We start from the raw sequence: 25813 nt of genomic DNA on the forward strand, positions 1-25813 counted from the left end.
ACGATAGACCGGAGCGCGCACCCGCCCGGCCGGTTCGGCGGGTGAGTCCGCGGGCGGATCGGTCGGTCGTCCAGGAGCCACCCGCGCGGCGCGTGTCCCACGGTGGCTCGGCGCGGTCGTGGCGGACGTCGTGCCGGCGGGCTGCGCGCTCGTCCCTGGGCGAACGCGTCTTGCACTCGCAGGGGTCGAGTGCTAACCATTGACTTAGCACTCTCGGGTCGAGAGTGACAGAAGCATCGGCCGCCCGGTGAGGTGCGTCGCGTCGCGGGACATGACCGCACGCGGCGCGTCGTCCGTCGCGGGCACCCAGCGGCCACCACGCAAACCGAGCGAAGGATCACAGCCCCATGGCCAAGATCATTGCCTTCAACGAGGAGGCCCGCCGCGGCATCGAGCGGGGTCTCAACACCCTCGCCGACACCGTCAAGGTCACCCTGGGCCCCAAGGGCCGCAACGTCGTCCTGGACAAGAAGTGGGGCGCCCCCACGATCACCAACGACGGTGTCTCCATCGCCAAGGAGATCGACCTCGAGGACCCGTACGAGAAGATCGGCGCGGAGCTCGTCAAGGAGGTCGCCAAGAAGACCGACGACGTCGCCGGTGACGGCACGACGACGGCGACCGTCCTCGCCCAGGCGCTCGTCCGCGAGGGCCTGCGCAACGTGGCCGCGGGTGCGAACCCGATCGCGCTGAAGAAGGGCATCGAGAAGGCCGTCGAGGCCGTCACGACCCAGCTCCTCGCGCAGGCCAAGGAGGTCGAGACCAAGGAGGAGATCGCCGCCACGGCCGCCATCTCCGCCGGTGACACCGCGATCGGCGAGCTCATCGCCGAGGCCCTCGACAAGGTGGGCAAGGAGGGCGTCATCACGGTCGAGGAGTCGTCCGCGCTGGGCCTCGAGCTCGAGCTCACCGAGGGCATGCGCTTCGACAAGGGCTTCCTGTCCGCGTACTTCGTGACCGACCCCGAGCGCCAGGAGGCCGTCCTCGAGGACGCGTTCGTCCTGCTCGTCGAGTCGAAGATCTCGAACGTCAAGGACCTGCTGCCGCTGCTGGAGAAGGTCATCCAGGCCGGCAAGCCGCTGTTCATCGTCGCCGAGGACATCGAGGGCGAGGCCCTGGCCACGCTCGTCGTGAACAAGCTCAAGGGCACGTTCAAGTCCATCGCCGTCAAGGCGCCGGGCTTCGGCGACCGCCGCAAGGCCATGCTGCAGGACATCGCCATCCTCACCGGTGGCCAGGTCGTCTCCGAGACCGTCGGCCTCAAGCTCGACACGGTCGGCCTCGAGGTCCTCGGCACGGCGCGCAAGATCGTCGTGACCAAGGACGAGACCACGATCGTCGAGGGTGCCGGCGACGCCGCGCAGATCGCCGGTCGCGTCTCGCAGATCCGCGCCGAGATCGAGAACTCCGACTCGGACTACGACCGCGAGAAGCTGCAGGAGCGCCTCGCCAAGCTCGCCGGCGGCGTGGCCGTCATCAAGGCGGGCGCGGCCACCGAGGTCGAGCTCAAGGAGCGCAAGCACCGCATCGAGGACGCCGTGCGCAACGCCAAGGCGGCCGTCGAGGAGGGCATCGTCGCCGGTGGTGGCGTGGCCCTCATCCAGGCCGGCGCGCTCGCGTTCGAGAAGCTCGAGCTCGAGGGCGACGAGGCGACGGGTGCGCTCATCGTGAAGTCCGCGATCGAGGCCCCGCTCAAGCAGATCGCCGTCAACGCCGGTCTCGAGGGCGGCGTCGTGGCCGAGAAGGTCCGCAACCTCCCGACGGGTCACGGCCTCAACGCCGCGACCAACGAGTACGAGGACCTGCTGGCCGCGGGCGTCAACGACCCGGTCAAGGTCACGCGCTCCGCGCTGCAGAACGCGGCGTCCATCGCGGCGCTGTTCCTCACCACCGAGGCCGTCGTGGCCGACAAGCCCGAGAAGGCTCCGGCCCTCCCGGCCGGCGGTGGCGACGACTTCGGCGGCGGCTTCTGACCCGCTGACGTGAGTCGCGCGGCCTGACGGCCGCACCTGCACGACCCAGCACGGCACGAGGGGCCGGTCACCTGAGGGTGGCCGGCCCCTCGTCGTGCTCCGGTCGCTGCGGCGCCGCGGCCCTGCCGGTCACCCCCGTCGGGTGACGTGCTGCGCTCCCGTGCCGACCTACGGTGCCCGCATCCGCCGTGGGAGCGGCGGCCGTCGGGAGGTCGACATGCCGGACGAGCACGACGCCGCGATCCGCGAGCACGAGGTCCCCGCGCACCGCGACGAGGGACCCGCCGCCCCGCACGGCGACGGCGAGCCTGCGGAAGCGCTCCGGCCGCACGCCCACGTGCGACGCGAGGGGCACGTCCGCGAGATCGTGACCGTCGTCGTCCTGTCGGTGACCGCCGTCCTCACCGCGTGGAGCGTCTTCGAGGCCAGCCAGTGGGGCGGCGAGATGTCGATCGCGTTCTCGCGGGCGTCGTCGTCGCGCATCGAGGCCAGCCGGTACGCCGCCGAGGCGGACGCCGCGCGCGGCTACGACCTGCAGACGTTCGCCGTGTGGGTGCAGGCGGTCGCGCAGCAGGACGAGCCGCTCGCGGAGTTCGTCCGGCAGCGGTTCAGCCCGCACTTCGGGCCCGCGGTCGACGAGTGGCTCGCGCTCAAGCCGCTGCAGGACCCGTCCGCGCCCGCGAGCCCGTTCGCGATGCCGTCGTACCAGCCACCCGGCCGAGCGGAGGCGGCGGCCGCGGACAAGCGGGCCGAGGAGTGGTTCGCCCGCGGGCTCCTCCTCGACGAGCGCAGCGACCGCTACACGTTCCTCACGGTGCTGTTCGCGCTGGTCCTGTTCTTCGCGTCGCTGTCCCATCGGGGGCGCACCGAGCGGCTGCGCTGGGTCGTCCTCGGCGTGGCGCTCGTGCTGCTCGTCGCCGGCACGGCGCTGCTGCTGGCGTTCCCGAAGATCGTCTGAGCGCCGGGTTACGCTCCGGCCTGTGCACGAGACGACCGTGACCGTCGAGGGACGGTTCGACCACCACCACCCGGCCGAGCGCGGGACCGTCGTGCTGACGGTCGGCTTCGAGGGCCCCGACCGCGAGCGCGTCGTCGAGCGGACCCTGCGGGAGCACGGGCGGCTCGCGGACGAGGCGAAGCGGCTCGCCGACCCGGCCGCGCCCGCGCCCGCCGTCACGTGGTGGTCCTCCGACCGCATCCGGGTGTGGTCCGACCGGCCGTGGAACAAGGACGGCAAGCAGCTGCCCCTCGTGCACCACGCGGCCGTCCGGCTCGACGTGAAGTTCCGCGACCTCGCGGGCCTGGCCGCGTGGGTCGAGGACATCGCCGCCCGCGACGGCGTCACAGTGAGCGGCGTCGAGTGGGCGCTCACCGAGGTCACGAAGACCCGGCTCACCGCCGACGCGCGCACCCGTGCCGTCCAGGACGCCGTCGCGACCGCCACGACCTACGCGCAGGCCCTCGGGCTGTCGGCCGTCCGCCCGCTCGCCGTCGCCGACCCCGGCATGCTGGGCGACCAGTCCCGCCCGACGAGCGACCCGGGCGTGGCGCAGATGTCGCGCGCGGCCGCGGCGGCCGGGCCGGCGGGCGGGCTCGACCTCAAGCCGGAGGACATCACCGTCGCCGCACGCGTCCACGCCCGCTTCGCCGCCTCCTGACCCCGAGCCATCGGCGAAGCGCGTGATCTTCTGGGGGCATCTGGAGGGTGTCGAGCGCGACGCGGCGCGCTACCGGTACACCGAGGAGCGCGAGGACGGTGCACCCGATCCGGACGCTGGGATCCTCGTCGTGCCGACCGACGACTGGACGGCGTGTCGGGTCGAGGGGCGGGACGACATGCCGACCGGCGCGGTGCGGGTGGCCCGCAAGGTCGCGCGGGAACGTGCCGAGACGGGGGAGTGGCCCGCCCGGGCGGCGTGGTTCTCCTGCTGACGGGTTCGGCGCCGCCGGCGCACGACCCGGCCCGTCACTGGCGGTAGGACGCGAGGAAGTTGCCGATGCGCTCGACGGCCTCCGCCAGGACGCGCGCCTCGGGCAGCGTGACGACGCGCAGGTGGTCGGGCGTGGGCCAGTTGAAGCCCGTGCCCTGCACCAGCAGGATGTGCTCGCTCACCAGCAGGTCGAGCACGAGGCGCGCGTCGTCGTGGATCTCGTGCACCTCGGGGTCGAGGCGCGGGAACAGGTAGAGCGCGCCGTCGGGCCGCACGCACGTGACGCCGGGGATCGACGTGAGGCCGCGCCACGCGACCTCGCGCTGCTCGTGCAGCCGCCCGCCGGGCGCGATGAGCCCTTCGATGGACTGGACGCCGCCGAGCGCGGCCTGCACGGCGTGCTGCGCGGGCACGTTGGGGCACAGCCGCGTCGACGCGAGCAGCTCGATGCCCTCGAGGAACCCGGCGGCGTGCTCGCGCGGGCCCGTCACGACGAGCCAGCCCGAGCGGTAGCCGGCGACGCGGTACGTCTTCGACAGCCCGTTGAACGTCAGCGTGAGCAGGTCGGGTGCGACGGTCGCCATGGGCGTGTGCACCGCGCCGTCGAAGAGGATGCGGTCGTAGATCTCGTCGGCCAGCACGAGCAGCGAGTGGCGTCGGGCGATGTCGGCGATGGCCGTCAGCGTCTCGCGCGAGTACACGGCACCCGTCGGGTTGTTCGGGTTGATGACGACGATCGCCTTGGTGCGCGGCCCGATGAGCGACTCCAGGTGGTCGAGGTCCGGCTGCCAGCCGTTCGACTCGTCGCACCGGTAGTGCACGGGCACGCCGTCCGACAGCGACGTCATCGCGGTCCACAGCGGGTAGTCGGGCGACGGGATGAGCACCTCGTCGCCCTCGTCGAGCAGCGCCTGCATGACCATCGTGATGAGCTCGGACACGCCGTTGCCGAGGAACACGTCGTCGACGTCGATCTGCGGGAAGCCGGGCTCGGTCTCGTAGCGCGTGACGATCGCCCGGCGCGCCGACAGGATGCCGCGCGAGTCGGTGTAGCCGTGCGCGCTCGGGATGGACGCGATGACGTCGCGGACGATCTGGTGCGGCGCCTCGAACCCGAACGCCGCCGGGTTGCCGGTGTTGAGCCGCAGGATCGTGTGCCCCTCGGCCTCCAGCCGCGCGACCTCGTCGAGCGCCGCGCCGCGGATCTCGTAGAGGACGTCCTTCAGCTTGGAGGACTGGTCGAGCGGACGCAGGTGCGGCATGTCGGGAGCGTACGCCGGACGCGACCACCGTCGACGGACGGCCCGTCGTGGCCGAACCGGGACCTGGGCGAAACAGATCGTTCACGCGACCGGAGGGCTGGCGGAAACATCCCGTCCCTAGCGTCTCCGGGCATGGGCACAGGGATGTATACACCTCGGGACACAGCGCGGTGCCTGCGGCTGTCCTCGTGCCTCGTCCGGTTCGTCCGTGAGCTCGTCCCCAGCGAAAGGCACGTCCGTTGACCAGACTCCTCACCACCCGCGCGCTCGCCGCTCCGGCCGCCGTCGCGCTCGTCCTGGCCCTCGGGGCCTGCGGCTCCCGGACCGACGCCGGGGCGTCCGGCGACTCCAGCGCGTCGGGCTCGACGTCCTGCGTCGACACCTCCGGCGACTCGATCAAGATCGGCTTCCTCAACTCGCTGTCGGGCACGATGGCGATCTCCGAGCAGACCGTGCGTGACGCGCTCGACCTGGCGGCGGAGGAGATCAACGCCGGCGGCGGCGTGCTCGGCAAGCAGCTCGAGATCGTCGGCGAGGACGGCGCCTCGGAGCCCACGGTGTTCGCCGAGAAGGCCGAGAAGCTCATCAAGTCCGACTGCGTCGCGGCGGTGTTCGGCGGGTGGACCTCGTCGTCCCGCAAGGCGATGCTCCCGGTGTTCGAGAGCAACGACGCGCTGCTGTTCTACCCCGTCCAGTACGAGGGTCTGGAGGCGTCGCCGAACATCTTCTACACGGGCGCGACGACGAACCAGCAGATCCTGCCGGGTGTCGAGTACCTCAAGGAGCAGGGCAAGACGAAGCTGTTCCTCGTCGGGTCGGACTACGTCTTCCCGCGCACGGCCAACAAGGAGATCGTCGCCTGGGCCGAGGCGAACGGTGTCGAGATCGTCGGTGAGGAGTACGCGCCGCTCGGTCACACCGACTTCGCGACGATCGTCACCAAGCTCAAGGGCTCGGGCGCCGACGCGGTGTTCAACACCCTCAACGGCGACTCGAACGTCGCGTTCTTCAAGGAGTACAAGAACGTCGGCCTGACCGCCGACACGCTGCCCGTCGTCTCCGTGTCGATCGCGGAGGAGGAGGTCGGCGGTATCGGCATCGAGAACATCGAGGGCCAGCTCACCGCGTGGAACTACTACCAGACGGTCGAGAGCCCGGAGAACGAGAAGTTCGTCGCGGCGTTCAAGGCGAAGTACGGCGACGACCGCGTGACGAGCGACCCGATGGAGGCCGCGTACACGTCGCTCTACCTGTGGAAGGGCATGGTCGAGAAGGCCGAGTCCTTCGACGTCGCGGACATCCAGGAGGCCGCCGACGGCGTCTCGTTCGACGCCCCCGAGGGCACCGTCACGGTGAACGGCGACAACCACCACATCGCCAAGACCGCGCTCATCGGCAAGATCGGCCCCGACGGCCTCATCTACACCGAGTGGTCGTCCGACGGCCCGATCGAGCCGGACCCGTTCCTCGAGGGCTACGACTGGGCCGAGGGCCTGTCCTGACCCGCTGAGGTGGTGCCCCGGCGGCGGCCGCGACGGCCCGCCGCCGGGGCGCCACCCCTCCTCGTCCCCGGACCACAGGAAAGGACGGGCCGCGCATGGACGCCCTCGTCTCCCAGCTCTTCGCCGGGCTCAGCCTCGGGTCGGTGCTGCTGCTCGCGGCGCTCGGCCTCGCGCTGACGTTCGGTCAGATGGGCGTCATCAACATGGCGCACGGCGAGTTCATGATGGCGGGCGCGTACACCGCGTTCGTCGTGCAGGGCGTGATCGCCGACGCGGGCGTCTCGCTGCTCGTGTCCCTCGTGATCGGGTTCCTCGTCGGCGGGCTGCTGGGCCTGCTGCTCGAGGTCGCGCTCATCTCGCGGATGTACAAGCGGCCGCTCGACACGCTGCTCGTGACGTTCGGCGTCGCGCTCGTGCTCCAGCAGGCCGCGCGCGACGTGTTCGGGGCGCCGAACGTCGACGTGCGGGCGCCGTCCTGGCTGTCCGGCGCGGTCGAGATCCTCGGCGTCGGCATCCCGAAGACGCGCCTGTTCATCCTCGCGCTCGCGGTGCTCGCCGTCGTCGCGCTGTCCCTCGCGCTGCGGTACACGCCGCTCGGCCGACGCATCCGCGCGACGGTCCAGAACCGGGACCTCGCGGAGACGTCGGGCATCTCGACGCGCGCCACGGACCGGCTCACGTTCTTCCTCGGGTCCGGCGTCGCGGGGGTCGCGGGCGTCGCGCTGACGCTGCTCGGGTCGATCGGCCCGACGCTCGGCACCAACTACATCGTCGACGCGTTCCTGGTCGTGGTCGTCGGCGGCATCGGCCAGCTCAAGGGCGCGGTCATCGCGGCCATCGGGCTGGGGCTGCTGCAGGCCGGCATCGAGTACTCGACGACCGCCTCGATCGCCAAGGTGCTCGTGTTCGTCATCATCGTCGCGTTCCTGCAGGTCAGGCCGCAGGGCCTGGTGTCGGTGCGGACCCGGAGCCTCGCATGAGCGCCCGGCTCGGCCCCCGCGCCCGCGTCTGGGGCGGCTTCCTGCTCGCCGCCGCGCTGCTCCTCGGCGTCGCACCCGCCGTCCTGTCGGACTTCCGGCTCAACCTGCTCGGCAAGTTCCTCTGCCTCGCGATGGTCGCGGTCGGCATCGGGCTCGCGTGGGGTCGCGGCGGGATGCTCACGCTCGGGCAGGGCGTCTTCTTCGGGCTCGGCGGCTACCTCATGGCGATGCACCTCAAGCTCGCCGACGCCGGTCCGGGCGGCGTGCCCGACTTCATGCTGCTGTACGGCGACGGGACCGTGCCGGGCTGGTGGGAGCCGTTCCGGTCGCCCGTCGTCACGATCCTGGCGATCCTCCTGCTGCCGGCGGGTCTCGCGGCGCTCCTCGGGCTCGCGGTGTTCAAGCGGCGGGTCCGCGGCGCCTACTTCGCGATCCTGTCCCAGGCGCTCGCCGCGGCCTTCGCGATCCTGCTGATCGGGCAGCAGAAGGTCACCGGCGGCACCAACGGCCTCAACGGGTTCCGCGGCTTCTTCGGCTACGACCTGTCCGACCCCGTCAACAAGCGGATGCTCTACTACATCGCCGCCGTCGTGCTCCTGCTCATGGTCGCCGCGGTCCGGCTGCTCATGCGGTCCCGCTACGGCGAGCTGCTCGTCGCCGTCCGCGACCAGGAGAACCGCGTCCGGTTCCTCGGCTACGACCCCGCGCTCGTCAAGGTCGTCGCCTACACCGTCGCCGCCGCGTTCGCCGCGATCGGCGGGGCGCTGTTCACGCCCATCGTCGGGATCATCTCGCCCGCCGACGTCGGCGTCGTGCCGTCCATCGCGTTCCTCGTCGGCGTCGCCATCGGCGGCCGGGCCACCCTGCTCGGCCCCGTCCTGGGCGCGATCGGCGTCTCGTGGGCCGAGACCAGCCTGTCCGAGTCGTTCCCGTCGTTCTGGACCTACTTCCAGGGGGCGCTGTTCATCGTCGTCGTCGCGTTCCTGCCGAACGGCCTGGCCACGCTGGGTCAGGTCTGGCGGCGACGGCGCGGCGGGTCCGGGGCCGGGATCGCTGCCGACGACGCGGTGCGGCCCGACGCGCGGCGCAGCGACGACCAGGAGTCCGGGGTCCACGACCCCGCCGTCAGCGGGAGGACCGCATGAGCACCGAGCAGCACGACACCCCGTCGGTGGACGCGGTCCCGGTCGACGGCACGACCGGCCTCGACACCGAGGCGCTCGAAGCCGTCATCGCGGCTCCCGGCGAGCGCTTCCGGCACGACTACCTCGAGATGCGCGACCTGCGGGTCGTGTTCGACGGGTTCGTCGCCGTCGACGGCATCGACCTCACCGTCACGCAGGGCGACCTGCGGTTCCTCATCGGCCCCAACGGTGCGGGGAAGACGACCGTCGTCGACGCCATCACCGGCCTCGCGCCCGCGACCGGGTCGGCGCGGTTCGGCGGGGTCGAGCTCGTCGGCCGCCCGTCCCACCGGACCGCGCGTGCGGGTGTCGGCCGCACCTTTCAGACGGCGTCCGTGTTCGACGAGCTCACGGTCCTGCAGAACCTCGACATCGCCGCCGGAGCGGGGCGTCGGCCGTGGACGATGCTGCGGCGGCGGTCCGTCGTCCCCGAGCACGTCGAGCAGGCGCTCGACACCGTCGGGCTCGGCCACGTGCGGGACCTGCCCGCCGGGGTGCTCGCGCACGGGCAGAAGCAGTGGCTCGAGATCGGCATGCTGCTCGTCCAGGACGCGCGCCTCCTGCTGCTCGACGAGCCCGTCGCCGGCATGTCGCAGTCCGAGCGCGAGCAGACCGGGCGACTGCTCCAGCGCATCGGCGAGCAGCGGACGGTGATCGTCGTCGAGCACGACATGGAGTTCCTGAGGGCGTTCGCGTCGTCCGTGACCGTCCTGCACCAGGGGTCGGTGCTGTCCGAGGGGTCCGTCGCACAGGTGCAGGCCGACCCGAAGGTCGTCGAGGTGTACCTCGGCCGCGACGCGGGTGCGCGCGCGTCCGCGTCGGCCGCCACGGGCGGGGCACCGCCTTCGCCGGGCTCGTCGTCCACGCCGTCGTCCCCGTCCCCGTCGTCCGCGGAGGTGTCGTGATGCTGGAGCTGACCGGGGTGCACGTCGGGTACGGGCGTACGTCCGTCGTCCACGGCGTCGACGTGTCCGTCGCCGATGGGGGCGTGACCGCCGTGCTCGGCCACAACGGCGCGGGCAAGACGACGCTGCTCCGCGCCGCCGTCGGCCTGCTGCCCGTGCGGTCGGGCCGTGTCACGCTCGACGGCGAGGACGTCACGCGCCTGCGTCCGCACCAGCGGGTCCGTCGTGGGCTCGCGTACGTGCCGCAGGGCCAGCAGTCGTTCGGGCAGCTCACCGCGCGCGAGAACCTGCAGCTCGTCGCCGACGGCGCCGGGTCCGCGGGCGCGTCGCGCGTCGACGACGCGCTCGACCTGTTCCCCGCGCTGCGCGGGCTGCTGTCGCGCCGGGCCGGCTTGCTGTCCGGCGGTCAGCGGCAGCAGCTCGCGATCGCGCGGGCGCTCGTCACCGGTCCGCGCGTCCTCGTCCTCGACGAGCCGACCGAGGGCATCCAGCCGTCCGTCGTGCAGGAGATCGAGGACGCCGTCGCGACGCTCACCGCGCAGCGCGGGCTCACCGTCCTGCTCGTCGAGCAGCACGTCGGGTTCGCCCTCGCCGCGTCGCAGCGGTACTACGTGCTGGAGTCCGGACGCGTCACCAGCACCGGTTCCGGCGGCGCCGAGCAGGAGGCCGACGTGCGGGCGGCGATGGCCCTGTGACCGTCGTCGCTGGCACGCCGGCCGCGACGCCGGGGGCGCCGCTCGCGGTGGCCGGCGCAGGAGCGTCGCGCCGCGGGCGCGTCGAGGGGGAGGACTAGGCTCCGTGAGCATGAGCACCGGCCTGACCGGCCCGTCCGCGACGGCCGCCGACGCGGCCGTCGGTGCGGGCGCCGTCCCGCCCGCCGGGACCTCCGACGAGGCCGCCGCCGAGGCGCGGTCGCTGCGCGAGGTCGTCTACCACCGGCTGCGCGACGACATCCTCAACGGTCGCATCTCGCCGCGCGAGCGGCTCACGGAGCCCAAGCTCGGCAAGGCCTTCGAGGTGTCGCGGACGCCCGTCCGTGAGGCCCTGTCGAGGCTCCTGTCCGACGGGCTCGTCGAGCGCACCGACTTCGGGTACGCGGTCGTCGTCCCGAGCCTCGAGGACCTGCGCAACCTCTACGAGCTGCGCATCACGCTCGAGCTGCGCGGCATCGCGCGCGCCATCGAGAACCCCGAGGTCCGGCACGACGAGCGGATCCTGCGCGAGGAGCTCGACCGCTGGTACGTCCTGCGCGACGCCCCGCCCGAGCCGGACCCGTCGTTCGTGCTGCTCGACGAGCGGTTCCACCAGGCGCTGTCGCGGTCGTCGGGCAACGCACAGCTCACCGACGCGCTCGTCACGGTGAACCAGAAGATCCGGGCCGTCCGCATGCACGACTTCGTCGAGACCGGCCGCATCGCGCTGACGATCGACGAGCACATCGAGATCGTCGAGCTGGTCCTGGCGCGCCGCCTCCCCGAGGCCCTGACGGCCCTGCACAAGCACGTCGGCGAGTCGCTCGAGGTCGTCATGGAGCGCGCGACGAACGCGATGACCCGGATGGCCCTCGCCGGCTGACCGGCCGTCGCGCCGTCGACGTCGCCACGGCGACCGCGCACGCCAGGCTCAGGCCCGAGCCCGATCCGTCACGGCCGTGGGGCGGTCGTAACGCGACGTTTACGCCGGGCGCCGGGGCGGGAAACAACCGGTTCGTAGCGTGCGGGATACCGGGGTGTATACACCCCTCCGGTCTTGAGTCGGCCTCCGCCCGCGCGGTCGTCGTGGGCCGGTCCGACGACCGCACCGGGGGACGCCGTGTTCGACACCCTGCTCGTCGCCAACCGTGGCGAGATCGCCGTCCGCATCCTGCGCAGCGCGCGCGACCTCGGCCTGCGGACGGTGGCGGTCTACTCCGACGCCGACGCGGCCGCCCCGCACGTGCGGCTCGCCGACGTGGCCGTCCGCCTCGGCCCCGGCCCGGCCGCCGAGAGCTACCTGCGGACCGAGCTCGTCCTGCACGCCGCCGCCGAGACCGGCGCGGGCGCGATCCACCCCGGCTACGGGTTCCTGTCCGAGAACGCGGCGTTCGCCGCGCAGGTCGAGGCGGCGGGGCTCGCGTTCGTCGGGCCGACGGCCGCGCACCTGTCGGTCTTCGGCGACAAGCACGAGGCACGCGAGGCCGCCCGCGCGGCAGGGGTGCCGCTCGTGGCCGGGTCCGGGCTGCTGGAGAGCGTGGCCGAGGCGCTCGCCGCGGCCGAGCTCGTCGGCTACCCCGTCATGGTCAAGGCCGTGGGCGGCGGCGGCGGCATCGGCATGCAGGCGTGCGCCGACCCCGACGAGCTCGCCGCGGCGTTCGACCGCGTGCAGCGCATCGCCGCCGCGTCGTTCGGGTCGGCCGGCGTCTTCCTCGAGCGGTACGTCGCGCGCGCCCGGCACCTCGAGGTCCAGGTGTTCGGCGACGGCGCCGGCCGCGTCGTGAGCCTCGGCGACCGCGACTGCTCGCTCCAGCGACGGCACCAGAAGGTCGTCGAGGAGGCCCCCGCGCCCGCGCTGCCCGCCGACGTCCGGGAGGCCCTGCACGCGTCGGCGCGCGCGCTCACCGCCTCCGTCGCCTACCGATCCGCCGGGACCGTCGAGTACGTGTACGACGTCGACCGCGGCGAGGTGTCGTTCCTCGAGGTCAACACGCGCCTGCAGGTCGAGCACCCGGTGACCGAGGCCGTCACCCGCGTCGACCTCGTCGCCTGGATGATCCGGCTCGCGCAGGGCGACGCGTCGTTCCTCGACGACGTGCCTGACACCGGCCCGGAGATCCGCGGCCACGCGGTCGAGGCGCGCGTCTACGCCGAGGACCCCCGCAAGGACCACCAGCCGAGCGCCGGCCTGCTCACCGAGGTCGTCTACCCGGACCCGTCGACGGGCGTGCGGATCGACGCGTGGGCCGAGACCGGGCAGGAGGTCACGACGCTCTACGACCCGATGCTCGCCAAGGTGATCGTGCACGCCGACGACCGCGACGCCGCGCTCGCCGCGTCGGCCGCCGCGCTCGCGGGCACGCGCATGTCGGGCCTCCAGACGAACCTGCCGCTGCTGCGGGCCGCGGTCGCCGACCCCGCGGTGCGCGCGGCGACGCACACAACCGGCACGCTCGGCGGGGTCGTCGACGACGAGCCGCACATCGCCGTCGAGCGGCCCGGCGTCATGACGACCGTGCAGGACTGGCCGGGTCGCCTCGGGCACTGGGACGTCGGGATCTCGCCGTCCGGCCCGATGGACGACCTGTCGTTCCGGCTCGGCAACCGTGCGCTGGGCAACCCCGAGGGTGTGCCCGGGCTCGAGTGCACGCTGACCGGCCCGCGGCTGCGCTTCAGCCACGAGGCCGTCGTGTGCGTGACCGGCGCCGACGCGCCCGTCACGGTCGACGGCGCGCCCGTCCCGCAGTGGGAGCCGGTCGTCGTGCCCGCGGGGTCGGTGCTCGACGTCGGTGCGCCGGCGGGTGCGGGCCTGCGCACCTACGTGCTCGTGCGCGGCGGGCTCGACGTGCCGTTGTACCTCGGGTCGGCGTCGACGTTCTCGCTCGGCGGCTTCGGCGGGTACACCGGCCGGGCGCTCGCGCTGGGTGACACGCTCGTCCCGGCGGCGGTCGCGTCCGACGCGCCTCCCGTCGCACCGGTCCCGCTCGACGTCCGGCCGCAGCTCGTGCACGCGTGGGAGGTCGCCGTCCAGGAGGGGCCGCAGCCCGCGCCGACGTACTTCACGCCCGACGACATGCGCATGCTCTACGACGCGACGTGGCAGGTGCAGACGCACGCCAACCGCACCGGCATCCGGCTCACCGGGCCGAAGCCGCAGTGGGCGCGGCCTGACGGCGGCGAGGCGGGCCTGCACCCGTCGAACCTGCACGACAACCCGTACTCGGTCGGCGCGCTCAACGTCTCGGGCGACACCCCGATCCTGCTCGGACCCGACGGGCCCAGCCTCGGCGGGTTCGCGTGCCCGGTGACCGTCGTCGCGGGCCACCGCTGGAAGATGGGCCAGATCCGGCCCGGCGACACCGTCCGGCTCGTGCCCGTCCCCGAGACGACCGCCGACGCGCTGCGCGGGTCCGACGTGCTGCGGGCTGCCGCTGCCGTCCCGGCCGTGCTCGCGACCGGACCCGACGGCGATGACGGTGTGCTCGCGCGCGTCCCCGGCGACCCCGCCGACCCGCTCGGCACGCCCGAGGTCGTCTACCTGCGCGGCGGCGACGACAACGTGCTCGTCGAGTACGGGCCGATGGTGCTCGACCTCGGCCTGCGGATGCGCGTGCACGCGCTCGCCGAGGCGGTGCGCGAGCGCGACCTGCCCGGCGTCGTCGACCTCACGCCCGGCGTCCGGTCGCTGCACGTGCACGTCGACCCGGACGTGCTGCCCGTCCGCGCGCTCGTCGCGGTGCTCGTCGAGCTCGAGGCCGCGCTCCCCGCGACCGCCGACCTCGTCGTCCCGAGCCGCCGCATCCACCTGCCGCTGTCGTTCGACGACCCCGTCATCGCCGACGCCGTGCACCGCTACCAGGCGGGCGTCCGGCCCGAGGCGCCCTGGCTGCCGTCGAACATCGAGTTCGTCCGGCGCATCAACGGGCTGCCGTCGACGGACGACGTCTTCGCCACCATGACGAGCGCCGAGTACCTGGTCCTCGGGCTCGGCGACGTCTACCTCGGCGCCCCGCTCGCGGTGCCGCTCGACCCGCGGCACCGGCTCATGACGACCAAGTACAACCCGGCCCGCACCTGGACCGCGGCCGACACCGTCGGGCTCGGCGGGCAGTACCTGTGCGTGTACGGCATGGACTCCCCGGGCGGCTACCAGCTCGTCGGGCGGACCGTGCCCATCTGGTCCGGCCACCGCCAGCGCGGGGTCTTCGAGGCCGGCAAGCCGTGGCTGCTGCGGTTCTTCGACCGCGTCGTCTGGCACCCCGTCGGCGCCGCCGAGCTGCTCGACCAGCGCGCCGCGTTCGCCGCCGGGCGGCTCGAGGTCGAGGTCGAGCACGGCACGTTCTCCTACCGCGAGCACCTCGACCTGCTCGCCGAGCACGCCGACGACATCGCCACCTTCCAGGCGCGGCAGGCCGCCGCGTTCGCCGAGGAGCGCGCCGCGTGGGCGGCCGCCGGGGAGCTCGACGCGCACGACGAGCCCGCCCCCGACGCCGGCCCGGCTGGCGCGGCTCTCGCCGGAGCGGCGCAGATCGAGCTCGCCGACGGGCACGTCCTCGTCGAGGCCCCCATGGTCGGGAGCGTGTGGCGCGTCGAGGCCGCGTCGGGCAGCCAGGTGCGCGAGGGCGACCTGCTCGTCGCGCTCGAGGCCATGAAGCTCGAGCTGGGTGTCGTGGCCCCCGCCGACGGGCGCGTGCTCGAGGTGCTCGTCTCGCCCGGTCAGCAGGTCGCACCGGGTGCACCGCTCGCGATCCTGGCCGTGGGCTCGTGACGGCACGCGGACGGCGTGCGAGAGCCGGGTGGTCGACGGCATGCGGACGGCTCGCGTGAGCCGGGTGGTCGACGGGATGCGGACGGCTCGCGTGCGGCGGGTGGTCGACCGAGCGCGGACGGTGTGCGTGACGGGGAGGGACGCGTGACGGTGGTGCAGCAGGCCGGGAGCGCGGCGACGACGGAGAAGGTGGACGACGTGGTGGACCTGGTGGGGGCGGGGACGACGACCGGCGGTGTCGCAGGCGTCGACGGTGCGACGGTGGGGCGCGGTGCCGACGGCGCCGCTGACGGCTTCGTCGGGGGTGCCGCCGTGCGGCGCGTGCGGGCGGCGTTCGAGCGGCTCGACGCGGTGGACCGGCCCGAGGTGTGGATCACCCTGGTCGACCGCGCCGACGTGCTCGCCGCGGCGGCCGACGTCGACGCGCGCCTCGCGGCCGGGGAGGACCTGCCGCTCGCGGGCGTCGTGCTGGCCGTGAAGGACAACGTCGACGTCGCCGGCCTGGCGACGACCGCCGCGTGCCCGTCGTATGCGACGTCCCCCGCGGGCCGTCCGGGGCCGGCGGTCGTGACGGCCCCCGCCGTGCAGCGCCTCGTCGACGCCGGTGCGGTCGTCCTCGGCAAGACGAACCTCGACCAGTTCGCGACCGGCCTGGTCGGGACACGCAGCCCGTTCGGCGCGGTCCGGCACGCGACGCTGCCCGACCGGGTGTCGGGAGGGTCGAGCTCAGGTTCCGCGGTGGCGGTCGCGCTGGGGATCGCCGACGTCGGGATCGGCACCGACACCGCCGGGTCCGGCCGCGTGCCCGCCGCGTTCCACGGGATCGTCGGCATCAAGACGACCGTGGGTCTCGTCCCGACCGCGGGGGTCGTGCCCGCGTGCCGGACGTACGACGTGGTCACGACGTTCAGCCGCGACCTCGCGCTCGGCGCGCTCGCGACCCGCCTCATGGTGGGCCCGGACGCCACCGACCCGTCCGGGCGCGGGTGGCCCGCGGACGTCCGCGTCGCGCTGCGCGGGACACCGGTCGTCGCGGTCCCGCGGCCCGAGGACCTCGCACCGCTGTCGCCGGGGTGGCGCGCCGCGTTCGACGAGGCCGTGGCCGCCGTCGTGGCGACCGGCGCCCACGTCCGCACCGTCGACGTGTCGGCGATGCTCGACGCGGCGACGCTGCTGTACGACGGCGCGATCGTGGCCGAGCGCTACGAGGCCGTCGGGGCGTTCCTCGACACGGACCCCGCCGACGCCGACCCGACCGTCGCGGCGATCATCCGCGGCGGCCGGGACGTACCCGCGCACGCGTACGTCGCCGACCGGGCACGCCTCGACGCGGCGCGGGCCGACGCGCTCGCCACGCTCGACGGCTGCGACCTCCTCCTCCTGCCGACCACCACCGAGCACCCCACGATCGCCGCGGTGCAGGCCGACCCGGTCGGGCTCAACCGTCGCCTCGGCACCTACACGAACTTCGTCAACCTCCTCGACCTCGCGGCCGTCGCCGTGCCGGCGGGCGAGGCCGACGGCGGACCGTTCGGCGTGACGGTGATCGCCCGCGCCTTCGACGACCAGCTCGCCCTCGACCTCGCCGCCCGCCTCCTCACCCCCTCTCCTGTCGAGGCGCGCCCGACGGACGCGACCCCGCCAGTCGCGCTGGCGACGGGCGCGACCCCGCCGGTCGCGCTGGCGACGGGCGCGACCCCGCCGGTCGCGCGGGCGACGGGCGCGACCCCGCCGGTCGCGCGGGCGACGGGCGCGACCCCGCCGGTCGCGCCGCTGGTCGTCGCGGCAGGCGTCGACGTCCTCGTCGTCGGTGCGCACCTGCGCGGCCAGCCGCTGAACGGTGAACTCGAGGACCTGGGCGCGCGGTTCGTCGCGACCGTGCGCACGTCCGACGCCTACCGACTCGTCGCCCTCGACACCACGCCCCGCAAGCCCGGCCTCGTCCGGGTCGGCCCCGGCCACGGTGCACCGATCGCCGGCGAGGTCTGGCGGGTCGCCCCTGGTGCGCTCGGCCGCCTCCTCGCCGCGTTGCCCGGCCCGATGAACCTCGGACAGGTCGAGCTGGAGGACGGCACCTGGGTCGTCGGCTTCGGCTGCACCGCCGAGGCGGGACTGTCCGGCTCGGACATCACCTGGGCCGGAGGCTGGGTGGCCGCGCTGCGCGCCGGATCGTGACGAGCACGACGAGCACGACGAGCACGACGAGCACGACGAGCACGACGAGCGCGACGAGCACGACCGGCACTGACCGGCAGACCGGTCAGTGCCCGGACCCCCCGCGGTCCCGTGCCGGCACCCGCAGCCCCGACGCGCGCAGGCGCCGGATCAGCTCACCCGCGCTGACCGGCTCCGCACCCAGGGCGACCAGCTCGGCGAGCCGTTCGTCCGGCACGTCGTAGTGGTCGAGGTCGAACGCGCGGCGCGGGAGCCCGGCACGCGCGGCGAAGGCGTGCAGCTCGTCGAGCGACGTGTCGCTCACGAGGTGCGCCCACGTCGTGCCGTGCCGCGGCCACAGCGGGGGGTCGACGAGCACGGTCACACCACCGAGCGTAGGTGCCCCGTCGTGCCACCGCGTCGTCGACCCCGCGCTGCGCCGTCGGACGGTGCGCCCCGGTGCGGGAGCCCGACGTCGTCAGGCGGTGAACAGCCGCGATGCCTGCGCCTCCGCGTCCGCGTACGTCTGCGCGGCGCTGTGCATGGCGGCGCTGATCTGGTCGAGCGCCTGCTCGAGCTTCGCCTCGGTCGCGGACCAGTTCGCGACGACCCCCGCGAACGCCGTCGCGGCCGACCCGCGCCAGGTGCCCTGGAGGTCGGCGAGCTGGCGGTGCATCGCGGCGACCTCGCTGCGGATCGACGCGGCGCGTGCCTGCACCCCCGCCGCGGCCTGCGCGACGTGCGCGCTGTCGACCTCGTACCTGCTCATGCGGACCTCCCGGCTTCACAGGTCCGCCCTCGTGGCGGTACCTCGTGCGTCACGACGCTAGGGAACCGGGGCGGCCGACGGGGTGGGCGCGGGAGGACCGGGGGAGAGGCGTCGCGAGACGCGGGCTGTGGACGGCTCGCCGCGGGGTGCACGTCGAGGCTCGCGCGAGGCGCGCCCCTGGACGGCTCGCCGCCGGGTGCCCGTCGAGGGTTGCGCGGGGCGCGCCCGGTCGGTGCTCGTCGGGCGGACGACGCGCCGCCGCGGAAGGCGGCCCGTCGATGGGACGCCGAGACGGCATGCCCGCACCGCGCCGGCCGGGACGACCCCGGTCGTGCTAGCGGTCGCCGCTCGACGCGCGGACCGCGGCCTGCGCGGCGGCGTCGTCGGCCGCCTCGAGCGCGGCGGACTCGGCGTGCCGCGTGGCCAGTGCCTCGGCGTCGATCTTCGCGAGCTCCTTCTCCAGCCGCTGCTTCTCGGCGGAGATGTTCTGGCGCGCGGGCTCCTCCCACGCGGCGCCGAGGGGGCTCGAGAACAGCGAGGGCCGGCGCAGGAGCTTGTCGAGGATCTTGAGCCGCGCCCGGACGTACGCCTCGACGGGCAGGTGCGAGTACTCGGCCCGCACGTCGTGGAGGTACGCCTTGTAGCGCTGCGGCTCGGCGGCGAGCATCGCGAGGTCGGCGTCGCACAGGACCGCGCAGTCGAAGTCGGCCGGGTCGGGCGAGTGCCGGACGAGCGCGACGACGAGGTCGTGCACGCGTCGGGTCGCGCGCTCCGGGACGCCGAGGCGGGTCAGCTCGTCGACGGCGAGCCGGGCGCTCGCGATCTCGTCCTCGCCGCCGCGGTTGGCGTACGCCTTGCGCTCGGCGGAGTCGAAGATCGCGCCGTGGTACCAGGCGGCGAGCCGCACGAGGTCGGGCTCGTGCGTCTCCTCGACGAGCTCGTCGACGCGGACGAGCACGTCGACCAGGTGCTTGAGGTTGTGGAAGTCGCGGCCGGGTGCGGACCACCTGTCGACGAGCGACTGCCCGACGTCACGGATCTCCTCCGTCGTCGCCGTCGCTCCGGCCCCCAGTGCGCTGCGCTGGAACGCGGACAACAGCCACTGGGGTGCGTCATGGACGCCCATGGATCAAGCCTCACGCCGATGGTCAGGACGCGCCATAGTAGATCCTCCCGACGGGCCCGTGAGGTCCGGTTCGGGAACCTCGTCGGGTGCGCTCGGCAGCAGGACGCGGACGGTCGTGCCGCCGCCGGGGGTCTCGTCGAGGCCCACCGTGCCGCCGTGCGCGGTCACGATGGCAGCGACGATCGCCATCCCGAGGCCCGCCCCGCCGGAGTCGCGGCCGCGCGACGCGTCGACCCGGTAGAACCGCTCGAACACCCGCGCGGCGTGCTCGGGGTCGATCCCGGGCCCGTGGTCGCGCACCTCCAGCACGGCCTGCCCGTCGGGCGCGGTGCCGACGGCCAGCTCGACGGGCGTGCCGGGGGGCGTGTGCTGCACGACGTTCCCGACCAGGTTCGCGACGACCTGTCGCAGCCGCGGCTCCTCGCCGAGGACGACGCAGGGGCCGGACGGTGCACCGGCGACGAGCGGCACGAGCCGCGCGGTCCGCGACGGGTCGAGCGCGTGCAGGTCGCTGACCGCGTCGGCGGCGAGCACGGTCAGGTCGACGGGCTCGCGGCGCAGGGGGCGGTTCTCGTCGAGGCGGGCGAGCGCGAGGAGGTCGTCGACGAGCCCGCCCATCCGGGTCGCGGAGTCCTCGATGCGCCGCATGGTGTCGTCGACCTGCGCGGGCTCCCGCAGCGCGCCCATCCGGTAGAGCTCGCCGTACCCGCGGATCGCGGCGAGCGGGGTGCGGAGCTCGTGCGACGCGTCGGCGACGAACCGGCGCATGCGCGCCTCGGACGCGGTGCGGGCCGCGAACGCCTGCTCGATCTGCGTGAGCATGCCGTTGAGCGCGGCGGAGAGCCGCCCGACCTCGGTCTGCTCGGGCGCGGGCGGGACGCGGCGCGACAGGTCGCCGGCGGCGATCGCGGCGGCCGTCGACTCGATCTCCCGCAGCGGGCGCAGCGAGCGGCGCACGGCCCACGCGCCGGCCAGCGCACCGAGCAGGACGATCCCGGCCCCGCTGACGACGAGGACCAGCACCATGCGCTTGACGGTGCTCTGCACGTCGCCGAGGGGGAGCGCGACGACGACGGAGCCGGTCGCGCCCTCGACCGTCAGCGGGTAGGCCACGGCCCGCCAGCGCGAGTCGTCGGTCGTGGACCGGACGGTGAACGGCTCGCCGCGACGGGCGGTCGCCTGGGCGGCCGTCAGGTCGGGCACGACGGGGACGCCGTACCGCAGCCGCGCCGACCGCGACGGCGGGCTCACGTTCTCGAACCCGCCGACCTGCACGCGCACGTAGTAGTCGCTGGGCGCCAGGGTGCTGCCGAACGGCGTCAGGGAGTCGAGCTGCTGCTGCGCGAGGCTCAGCCCTTCCGACTCGAGCTTCTCGTCGACCTGCCCGACCATCGTCCCGCCGAGCAGCGTCGCGCTCACCACGCCGGCGAGCACGAGGCCGAGGCCCACCAGGACGGTGATGATGCCGACGAGCCGGTGGACGAGCGGGACGGCGTCCCACCGCGCGCGCAGCGGCGTGCGCCGTTCGGGGGCGGGGGTCCCGGGCGCCTCCGCGGCGAGCGATGGCGCGGTCGACGGCGTCGCTGCGGGCGGCGGGACGTCCGCGTGCGGGGGGTGGGCGACGGCAGGTCCGGGCGTCGCGGTCGCCGGGGACGCCGCGGACGCGGACGGCCCGGACGTGGACGGCGCGGACGCGGACGCGGGTGGCGTGGACGACGGGCCCGGCGACGAGGGGGACGCGGTCACGTCGACTCGCGTAGCAGGTACCCGACGCCCCGCTTGGTGTGGATGAGCGGCGGCAGCCGGTTGCCGTCGGCGTCGGTGAGCTGGTCGACCTTGCGCCGCAGGTAGGAGATGTACGACTCGACGATGTTGGCGTCGCCGCCCCAGTCGTACTGCCACACGTGGTCGAGGATCTGCGACTTCGACAGCACACGCCCGGGGTTGAGCATGAGGTAGCGCAGGAGCTTGAACTCGGTGGGGGACAGCTCGACGGGGTGACCGGCGCGCACGACCTCGTGGCTGTCCTCGTCGAGCTCGAGGTCGGAGTACCGCAGCACGCTCGACGACAGCTCGACGCCGGGCGACGTGCGGCGCAGGATCGCGCGGATGCGCGCGACGACCTCCTCGAGGCTGAACGGCTTCGTGACGTAGTCGTCGCCGCCGACCGTCAGGCCCTGCACCTTGTCGGCGGTGTCGTCGCGCGCGGTGAGGAACAGGACGGGGACGTGCTGGCCCTTCTCGCGGAGCCGGCGCGTGACGGTGAAGCCGTCCATGTCGGGGAGCATGACGTCGAGGACGACGAGGTCCGGCTCGACGTCGCGAGCCAGTCGCAGCGCGGCCCCGCCGTCGGCGGCGGCGTGCACCTCGAAGCCCGCGAACCGCAGCGACGTCGCGAGCAGCTCGCGGATGTTCGGCTCGTCGTCGACGACGAGCAGGCGGGCCTCGGGCTGGGCGGGCGCACCGGTCATCGTCCCAGTCTGGTCCCGGTTCCTGGGTGCCGCCTGGGAGCGCGCTGCGTGCGCGGGCACGCGTCGACGAGACCGAGGACACCTCCGGGGCTGGACACGTCCGCGGGACGCCGTCTGAGCGGGTGGAACCTGCGACGGGCGATGTGCGCTGACGTGCGCCGACGCCCCGGACGGTCCAGAGGACCCGGGTGAGGCGGGTGCGGCAGCGGGTACGGTGCTGCCTCGTGACTGCTGCCACGCCCCCCACCGCGCCGGTGCTCACGGTCGTCCAGCTCGACGCCGGAGTGCCGCTCGACCGCTTCGCCGGCTGGCTCGACGGCGTCGACGTGCGCCTCGTGCGCGCCGACCTCGGTGAAGCCCTGCCCCCGGCCGACACCCTCGACGGCCTCCTCGTGCTCGGCGGCCAGATGTCCGCGCTGTCCGACGACGCGCCCGGCATCCCCGCCACCCGGACGCTGCTCGCCGACTCCGTGCAGGCGGGCGTGCCGACGCTCGGCATCTGCCTCGGCGCCCAGCTGCTCGCCGTGGCGACCGGCGGCCGCGTGCACGTCGCCGCTCCGCCCGGACGCGAGTCGGGGGTCGTCGACGTGCGATGGCGGCCCGAGGCCGTCGGCGATCCCGTCGTGGGCGCGCTCGTCGACGCGGACGTCCCCGAGGACCACCGGTCGACCCCGATGCCGAGCATGCACGCCGACGCGATCGTCGACCTGCCGCGCACGGCGACGTGGCTCGCGCACTCGCGCCAGTACCCGTACCAGGCGTTCCGCGTCGGGTCGGCGTGGGGCGTCCAGTTCCACCCGGAGGCGTCGCCCGCGACGCTGCACGCGTGGGCCGAGCTGCACGACGACGTCGACACGGCGGCGGTCGACGCGGCGACGGCCGAGCAGGACGCGTCCGTCGCGCGCGCCGGGGAGACGATCGCGCGGGCGTTCGCGGGCCTGGTCGTCGCGCGGGCCGCGGACCGCACGCCCGCCTGACGGTCCGCACCCGCACGGACAGCACGCGTCCGCACCCGCACGGACAGCACCCGCACGGACAGCACACGTCCGCACCCGCACGGACAGCACGACGGCCGGCCCCCTCGTGGGAGCCGGCCGTCGTCGTCCGCGGGTCGTCCGCCCGTGTCACTGCTCGGGCGCGGCCTCCAGCTGGGGCGTGACCGGCGTGGTGCCGAGCGCCTGCGGCGCGCTGCCCTGCTTGAGCGCCGCGAGCCGGGCCTCGACCTCGATCTGCGCACCGGACGCCTCGAGCTCGGCGAACTGCGCGTCGATCGACGACGCGGCGAGCTCCGCCTGGCCCATCGCCATGGCCTCCTCGCGGCGCACCTTCTCCTCGAATCGCGCGAGCTCGCTGGTCGGGTCGAGCACGTTGATCGACGAGATCGCGGTCTGCACGGTCTGCTGGGCCTGTGCCGACTTCTGCCGCGCGACGAGCGTGTCGCGCCGCGTCTTGAGCTGGCCGAGCTTGTCCTTCATGAGCGCCAGGCCGGACTTGAGCTTCTCGACGGTCTCGCGCTGCGAGGCGATGAGCGGCTCGGCCTCGCGGACCTCGCCCTCGGCCTGGATCTGCTTGCCGAGCGCGACCTTGGCGAGGTTGTCGAAGCGGTCGGCCTTGACGGTGTCGCCCGCGGCACGCGCCTGGTCGGCGGCCGTCGACGCGGCGAGGGCCTTGCCGCCCCACTCGCGCGCCGCGGCGACGTCCTCGTTGTAGTCCTGCTCGGCGAGCCGCAGGTTGCCGATCGTCTGGGCGATCGCCTGCTCCGCCTCGGCGATGGAGTTCGTGTAGTCGCGGACCAGCTGGTCCAGCATCTTCTGCGGGTCCTCGGCCTGGTCGATCAGCGCGTTGATGTTCGCGCGCGCCAGCTGGGTGATCCGCCCGAAGATGCTCTGCTTCTCGGTCATCGCCGTGCCTTCCCTCGCTCCGTGGTCGTGCCGTGGTCCTGCGCTCGTGCTGTCGTGCTCGTCCTGTGCCGTCGTCCGCCCGCGGGCGCCGGTCCTCGGCCGGGTCGTGGCCGGGGGTCAGAAGCCGCCGCCGAAGCCGCCGTCGCCGAACCCGCCGCCGTCGAAGCCGCCCCCGCCGCCTCCTCCGCCGCCGCCCCAGCCGCCACCGCCGCGCAGGATCGAGTCGAGCAGGATGCCGCCGAGCACCATCCCGCCCACGCCGTTGAGGCCGCCGCCGCCCATGCCGCGCTGACCCGTCGACTGGTAGCGGTACGCGTCGGCCTGCTCGACGTCCGCCTGCGCGAGGTACTGCGCGTCGGCGACGAGCTCCTCGGCCTTGCGGGCCGACTCGAGCGCGGCCTCGGGATCGGTCCCCGCCTGGTCCTCCGCCTGCCGGTACCAGCGCTCCGCCTCCGCGAGCCGCGTCCGCGCCTCCGGGCCGACGGCACCGCGTCGCGTCGCGACGAAGTCGCTGGTCGCGCGCAACGCCGAGCGCAGCCGGCCGAGCGTCTCGTCGAGCAGGCTCCGCGCGCGGTCGGCACGCTCACGCGCTTCGCGCAGCGGCGCCAGGGCCGCGTCGATCGCCGCCTCGGCCTCGGTGATGGTGCGCAGCGCCGCGAGCGGGTCGCCCGCGCCCGTCCGGGCGGTCTGCGCCGTGGCGATCGCGGTCTGCGCCGCCGCGACGCGCGGTGCGACCTCGGGGCGGCCGGGGCCGAGCCGCTGCGCGTCGGCGATGTCCGAGGTGATGGACGCGATCGCCGCGTCGAGGCGCGGACCCGCCGACGCGAGGTCGGCACCGGCGTGGTCGACCGCGTCGAGCAGCACGCGCGCCTGCCCGAGCGCCTCCTCCGCGGCCCGTGCGTACCGGACGGCCGTCGCGCGGTCGCCCTGCCCGAGCGCCGTGCGGCCCTGGGTGAGCGTCGCGCCGACCTCGTCGAGCAGGAGCCGCGCCTGGTCGGGGTTGTGCACGACGGACGCCAGGGCCGTCGCCGGGTACCGCGTCTGGAGCGTCTGCAGCGTCGCGCGGGCCGTGTCGACACGCGACTGCAGCGCCGCGGCCTCGCGCGCGTGCGCCTCGATCGCGTCGCCGACACGCGACTCGACGTCACGGAGCTCGTCGAACGCCTGCTTCTGCGCGTCGAGCGCCGCGGACACCTGCGCGACCGTCCGGATGATGCGCGTCGCCGTGTCGCGGACCTGCGGCTCAGTGTCCGGGATGTCGTCGTCGAGCGTCTGGCGGAGGCGGAAGGCCTCGGTCACCTGCTGCTTCGCGGTCGTGAGCACGTGCTCGAACTCGCGCGTCGCGTCCGGTCCGAACTGCGCCTGCGCGAAGCCGAGCTCCTGCTCCGACGTGCGCAGCGCGTCGTCGATCCGGACCAGCGCCGACGACGACCGCTTGTCGAGCTCCGCGGTCGGCAGCGCCGCGAGCTCGTCGACGGGCCCGACGGCCTGCTGCTGCGGGGGCGGTCCGGCCTGGCGGTCCCGCCGGCGCCGGAGGAACGCCGACAGGGCGAAGAACCCGCCGATGACGACGAGACCCAGCAGCAGCACCCCGCCGAAGCCGAACCCGCCGCCACCGCCGGCACCCGTCGCCGAGGCGCGCAGCGAGTCGGCCGTCGCGACCGCCGCACCCGCCCAGTCGTCCTGCGCCAGCTGGTCCTCCGCAGCCGTCGCGGCCGCCTGCACCTCGCCGCTCGACAGGTCGCCCGTGGACTCCGGCACGAGCGCGTACCGCCGCGCCTCCGTCGCGACCGCGAGCACGAAGTCCGACTCGCCCAGTCCCGACTGCGCGGCCGTCGCCTGCGCCCAGTCGACCGGGTTCTGCCCGGCGAAGTCCGCGACGTACACCACGTACAGGTCGTACGGCGTCGCGTCCGACAGCTCGTCGAGCGCCGCCTGCACCTCACCCTGCGAGCCGCCGAGCGCCCCGACCTCGTCGGTGATGTCCGCCGTGATCGACACCGGCTCCGCGGACCGCAGCGGCACGGCAGACGCCGGCGCCGCGGCGAGGACGGGCACCGCCGCGAGGGCGACAGCGGCGGCCGCGCACGCGGGACCGACGAAGGGCACGAGCGACGACGCGCGGGACCGGGGACGCACGCGACGATCCTTTCTCAGGGTGGTACCCGTCGCAACGAGACACCGTGCCGCGGGGT

21 protein-coding genes are annotated in these 25813 nt (G+C 74.2%); 13 read left to right on the forward strand and 8 right to left on the reverse strand.

Annotation, left to right across the window (positions count from 1 at the left end):
• The first annotated feature begins 347 nt into the window (after positions 1 to 347).
• The 4 genes from groL to OMK64_RS07975 all read left to right on the forward strand — a co-directional run bounded on the left by groL (position 348) and on the right by OMK64_RS07975 (position 3905).
• Positions 348 to 1973, forward strand: coding sequence for a chaperonin GroEL (groL, locus tag OMK64_RS07960; protein ID WP_272727545.1), 1626 nt, complete (start codon positions 348 to 350; stop codon positions 1971 to 1973).
• 217 nt (positions 1974 to 2190) lie between these two features.
• Complete coding sequence (locus OMK64_RS07965) at positions 2191 to 2931, forward strand: hypothetical protein (RefSeq protein WP_272727546.1); 741 nt, start codon at positions 2191 to 2193, stop codon at positions 2929 to 2931.
• A 22-nt stretch (positions 2932 to 2953) separates the two neighbouring features.
• Positions 2954 to 3631 (forward strand): SIMPL domain-containing protein, encoded by a 678-nt coding sequence (locus OMK64_RS07970; RefSeq protein ID WP_272727547.1) that lies wholly within the window; start codon positions 2954 to 2956, stop codon positions 3629 to 3631.
• A 22-nt stretch (positions 3632 to 3653) separates the two neighbouring features.
• A complete protein-coding gene (locus OMK64_RS07975) occupies positions 3654 to 3905 on the forward strand; it encodes a hypothetical protein (RefSeq protein WP_272727548.1) in 252 nt (83 codons plus the stop codon).
• A 34-nt stretch (positions 3906 to 3939) separates the two neighbouring features.
• Here the strand turns inward: OMK64_RS07975 and OMK64_RS07980 are convergent, their stop codons facing one another.
• Positions 3940 to 5166 carry a pyridoxal phosphate-dependent aminotransferase gene (locus tag OMK64_RS07980; protein WP_272727549.1) on the reverse strand — a complete coding sequence of 409 codons (1227 nt, stop codon included), beginning with the start codon at positions 5164 to 5166 and terminating at the stop codon, positions 3940 to 3942.
• A 239-nt stretch (positions 5167 to 5405) separates the two neighbouring features.
• Here OMK64_RS07980 and urtA point away from each other — a divergent pair, with 239 nt between their 5' ends.
• The 8 genes from urtA (at position 5406) to OMK64_RS08020 (ending at position 17372) form a co-directional block, all read left to right on the forward strand.
• Complete coding sequence (urtA, locus tag OMK64_RS07985) at positions 5406 to 6668, forward strand: urea ABC transporter substrate-binding protein (RefSeq protein ID WP_272727550.1); 1263 nt, start codon at positions 5406 to 5408, stop codon at positions 6666 to 6668.
• A gap of 95 nt (positions 6669 to 6763) precedes the next feature.
• A complete protein-coding gene (gene urtB / locus OMK64_RS07990; protein WP_272727551.1) occupies positions 6764 to 7648 on the forward strand; it encodes an urea ABC transporter permease subunit UrtB in 885 nt (294 codons plus the stop codon).
• Positions 7645 to 8793, forward strand: coding sequence for an urea ABC transporter permease subunit UrtC (gene urtC, locus OMK64_RS07995; RefSeq protein ID WP_272727552.1), 1149 nt, complete (start codon positions 7645 to 7647; stop codon positions 8791 to 8793). Before urtB ends, urtC begins: the two co-directional genes overlap by 4 nt.
• On the forward strand, positions 8790 to 9737 hold the full coding sequence (gene urtD / locus OMK64_RS08000) for an urea ABC transporter ATP-binding protein UrtD (protein WP_272727553.1): 948 nt from the start codon (positions 8790 to 8792) through the stop codon (positions 9735 to 9737). The genes urtC and urtD overlap by 4 nt, the downstream gene beginning before the upstream one ends.
• Entirely contained in the window at positions 9737 to 10432 is a 696-nt protein-coding gene (urtE, locus tag OMK64_RS08005) for an urea ABC transporter ATP-binding subunit UrtE (RefSeq protein ID WP_272727554.1), read from the forward strand. Before urtD ends, urtE begins: the two co-directional genes overlap by 1 nt.
• Before the next feature lie 109 nt (positions 10433 to 10541).
• Entirely contained in the window at positions 10542 to 11312 is a 771-nt protein-coding gene (locus tag OMK64_RS08010) for a GntR family transcriptional regulator (protein ID WP_272727555.1), read from the forward strand.
• A gap of 237 nt (positions 11313 to 11549) precedes the next feature.
• A complete protein-coding gene (gene uca, locus OMK64_RS08015) occupies positions 11550 to 15197 on the forward strand; it encodes an urea carboxylase (protein WP_272727556.1) in 3648 nt (1215 codons plus the stop codon).
• 144 nt (positions 15198 to 15341) lie between these two features.
• The gene (locus OMK64_RS08020; protein ID WP_272727557.1) at positions 15342 to 17372 is read left to right on the forward strand and encodes an allophanate hydrolase; all 2031 of its coding nucleotides are present in this window, start codon (positions 15342 to 15344) and stop codon (positions 17370 to 17372) included.
• An 85-nt stretch (positions 17373 to 17457) separates the two neighbouring features.
• On the opposite strand, the gene OMK64_RS08025 is transcribed toward OMK64_RS08020, so the two are convergent.
• The 5 genes from OMK64_RS08025 to OMK64_RS08045 form a co-directional block, all read right to left on the reverse strand.
• Positions 17458 to 17736 (reverse strand): DUF4031 domain-containing protein, encoded by a 279-nt coding sequence (locus OMK64_RS08025; protein WP_272727558.1) that lies wholly within the window; start codon positions 17734 to 17736, stop codon positions 17458 to 17460.
• 93 nt (positions 17737 to 17829) lie between these two features.
• Positions 17830 to 18120: a WXG100 family type VII secretion target gene (locus OMK64_RS08030; RefSeq protein WP_272727559.1), complete on the reverse strand. Its 291-nt coding sequence runs from the start codon at positions 18118 to 18120 to the stop codon at positions 17830 to 17832.
• Positions 18121 to 18454: 334 nt separating this feature from the next.
• Positions 18455 to 19246 (reverse strand): HD domain-containing protein, encoded by a 792-nt coding sequence (locus OMK64_RS08035; RefSeq protein ID WP_272727560.1) that lies wholly within the window; start codon positions 19244 to 19246, stop codon positions 18455 to 18457.
• Between the two features lie 3 nt (positions 19247 to 19249).
• Positions 19250 to 20992, reverse strand: a complete 1743-nt coding sequence (locus OMK64_RS08040; protein ID WP_272727561.1) for a sensor histidine kinase — start codon at positions 20990 to 20992, stop codon at positions 19250 to 19252.
• Complete coding sequence (locus tag OMK64_RS08045; RefSeq protein WP_272727562.1) at positions 20989 to 21717, reverse strand: response regulator transcription factor; 729 nt, start codon at positions 21715 to 21717, stop codon at positions 20989 to 20991. The genes OMK64_RS08040 and OMK64_RS08045 overlap by 4 nt, the downstream gene beginning before the upstream one ends.
• A 224-nt stretch (positions 21718 to 21941) precedes the next feature.
• Between OMK64_RS08045 and OMK64_RS08050 the strand changes: the two genes are divergently transcribed.
• Positions 21942 to 22694, forward strand: coding sequence for a type 1 glutamine amidotransferase (locus tag OMK64_RS08050; protein WP_272727563.1), 753 nt, complete (start codon positions 21942 to 21944; stop codon positions 22692 to 22694).
• Positions 22695 to 22841: 147 nt separating this feature from the next.
• On the opposite strand, the gene OMK64_RS08055 is transcribed toward OMK64_RS08050, so the two are convergent.
• Positions 22842 to 23618, reverse strand: a complete 777-nt coding sequence (locus tag OMK64_RS08055; protein WP_272727564.1) for a PspA/IM30 family protein — start codon at positions 23616 to 23618, stop codon at positions 22842 to 22844.
• A 117-nt stretch (positions 23619 to 23735) separates the two neighbouring features.
• A complete protein-coding gene (locus OMK64_RS08060) occupies positions 23736 to 25757 on the reverse strand; it encodes a TPM domain-containing protein (protein ID WP_272727565.1) in 2022 nt (673 codons plus the stop codon).
• Between the last annotated feature and the right edge of the window lie 56 nt (positions 25758 to 25813).

This window comes from Cellulomonas fimi, from assembly GCF_028527925.1.
GTDB lineage: Bacteria > Actinomycetota > Actinomycetes > Actinomycetales > Cellulomonadaceae > Cellulomonas > Cellulomonas fimi_C.

Coding starts and splice junctions, on each gene's coding strand:
- groL (WP_272727545.1), top strand. CDS start 348: ATGGCCAAGATCATTGCCTTCAACGAGGAGGCCCGCCGCGGCATCGAG.
- OMK64_RS07965 (WP_272727546.1), top strand. CDS start 2,191: ATGCCGGACGAGCACGACGCCGCGATCCGCGAGCACGAGGTCCCCGCG.
- OMK64_RS07980 (WP_272727549.1), bottom strand. CDS start 5,166: ATGCCGCACCTGCGTCCGCTCGACCAGTCCTCCAAGCTGAAGGACGTC.
- urtB (WP_272727551.1), top strand. CDS start 6,764: ATGGACGCCCTCGTCTCCCAGCTCTTCGCCGGGCTCAGCCTCGGGTCG.
- urtC (WP_272727552.1), top strand. CDS start 7,645: ATGAGCGCCCGGCTCGGCCCCCGCGCCCGCGTCTGGGGCGGCTTCCTG.
- urtD (WP_272727553.1), top strand. CDS start 8,790: ATGAGCACCGAGCAGCACGACACCCCGTCGGTGGACGCGGTCCCGGTC.
- urtE (WP_272727554.1), top strand. CDS start 9,737: ATGCTGGAGCTGACCGGGGTGCACGTCGGGTACGGGCGTACGTCCGTC.
- OMK64_RS08010 (WP_272727555.1), top strand. CDS start 10,542: ATGAGCACCGGCCTGACCGGCCCGTCCGCGACGGCCGCCGACGCGGCC.
- OMK64_RS08030 (WP_272727559.1), bottom strand. CDS start 18,120: ATGAGCAGGTACGAGGTCGACAGCGCGCACGTCGCGCAGGCCGCGGCG.
- OMK64_RS08035 (WP_272727560.1), bottom strand. CDS start 19,246: ATGGGCGTCCATGACGCACCCCAGTGGCTGTTGTCCGCGTTCCAGCGC.
- OMK64_RS08045 (WP_272727562.1), bottom strand. CDS start 21,717: ATGACCGGTGCGCCCGCCCAGCCCGAGGCCCGCCTGCTCGTCGTCGAC.
- OMK64_RS08055 (WP_272727564.1), bottom strand. CDS start 23,618: ATGACCGAGAAGCAGAGCATCTTCGGGCGGATCACCCAGCTGGCGCGC.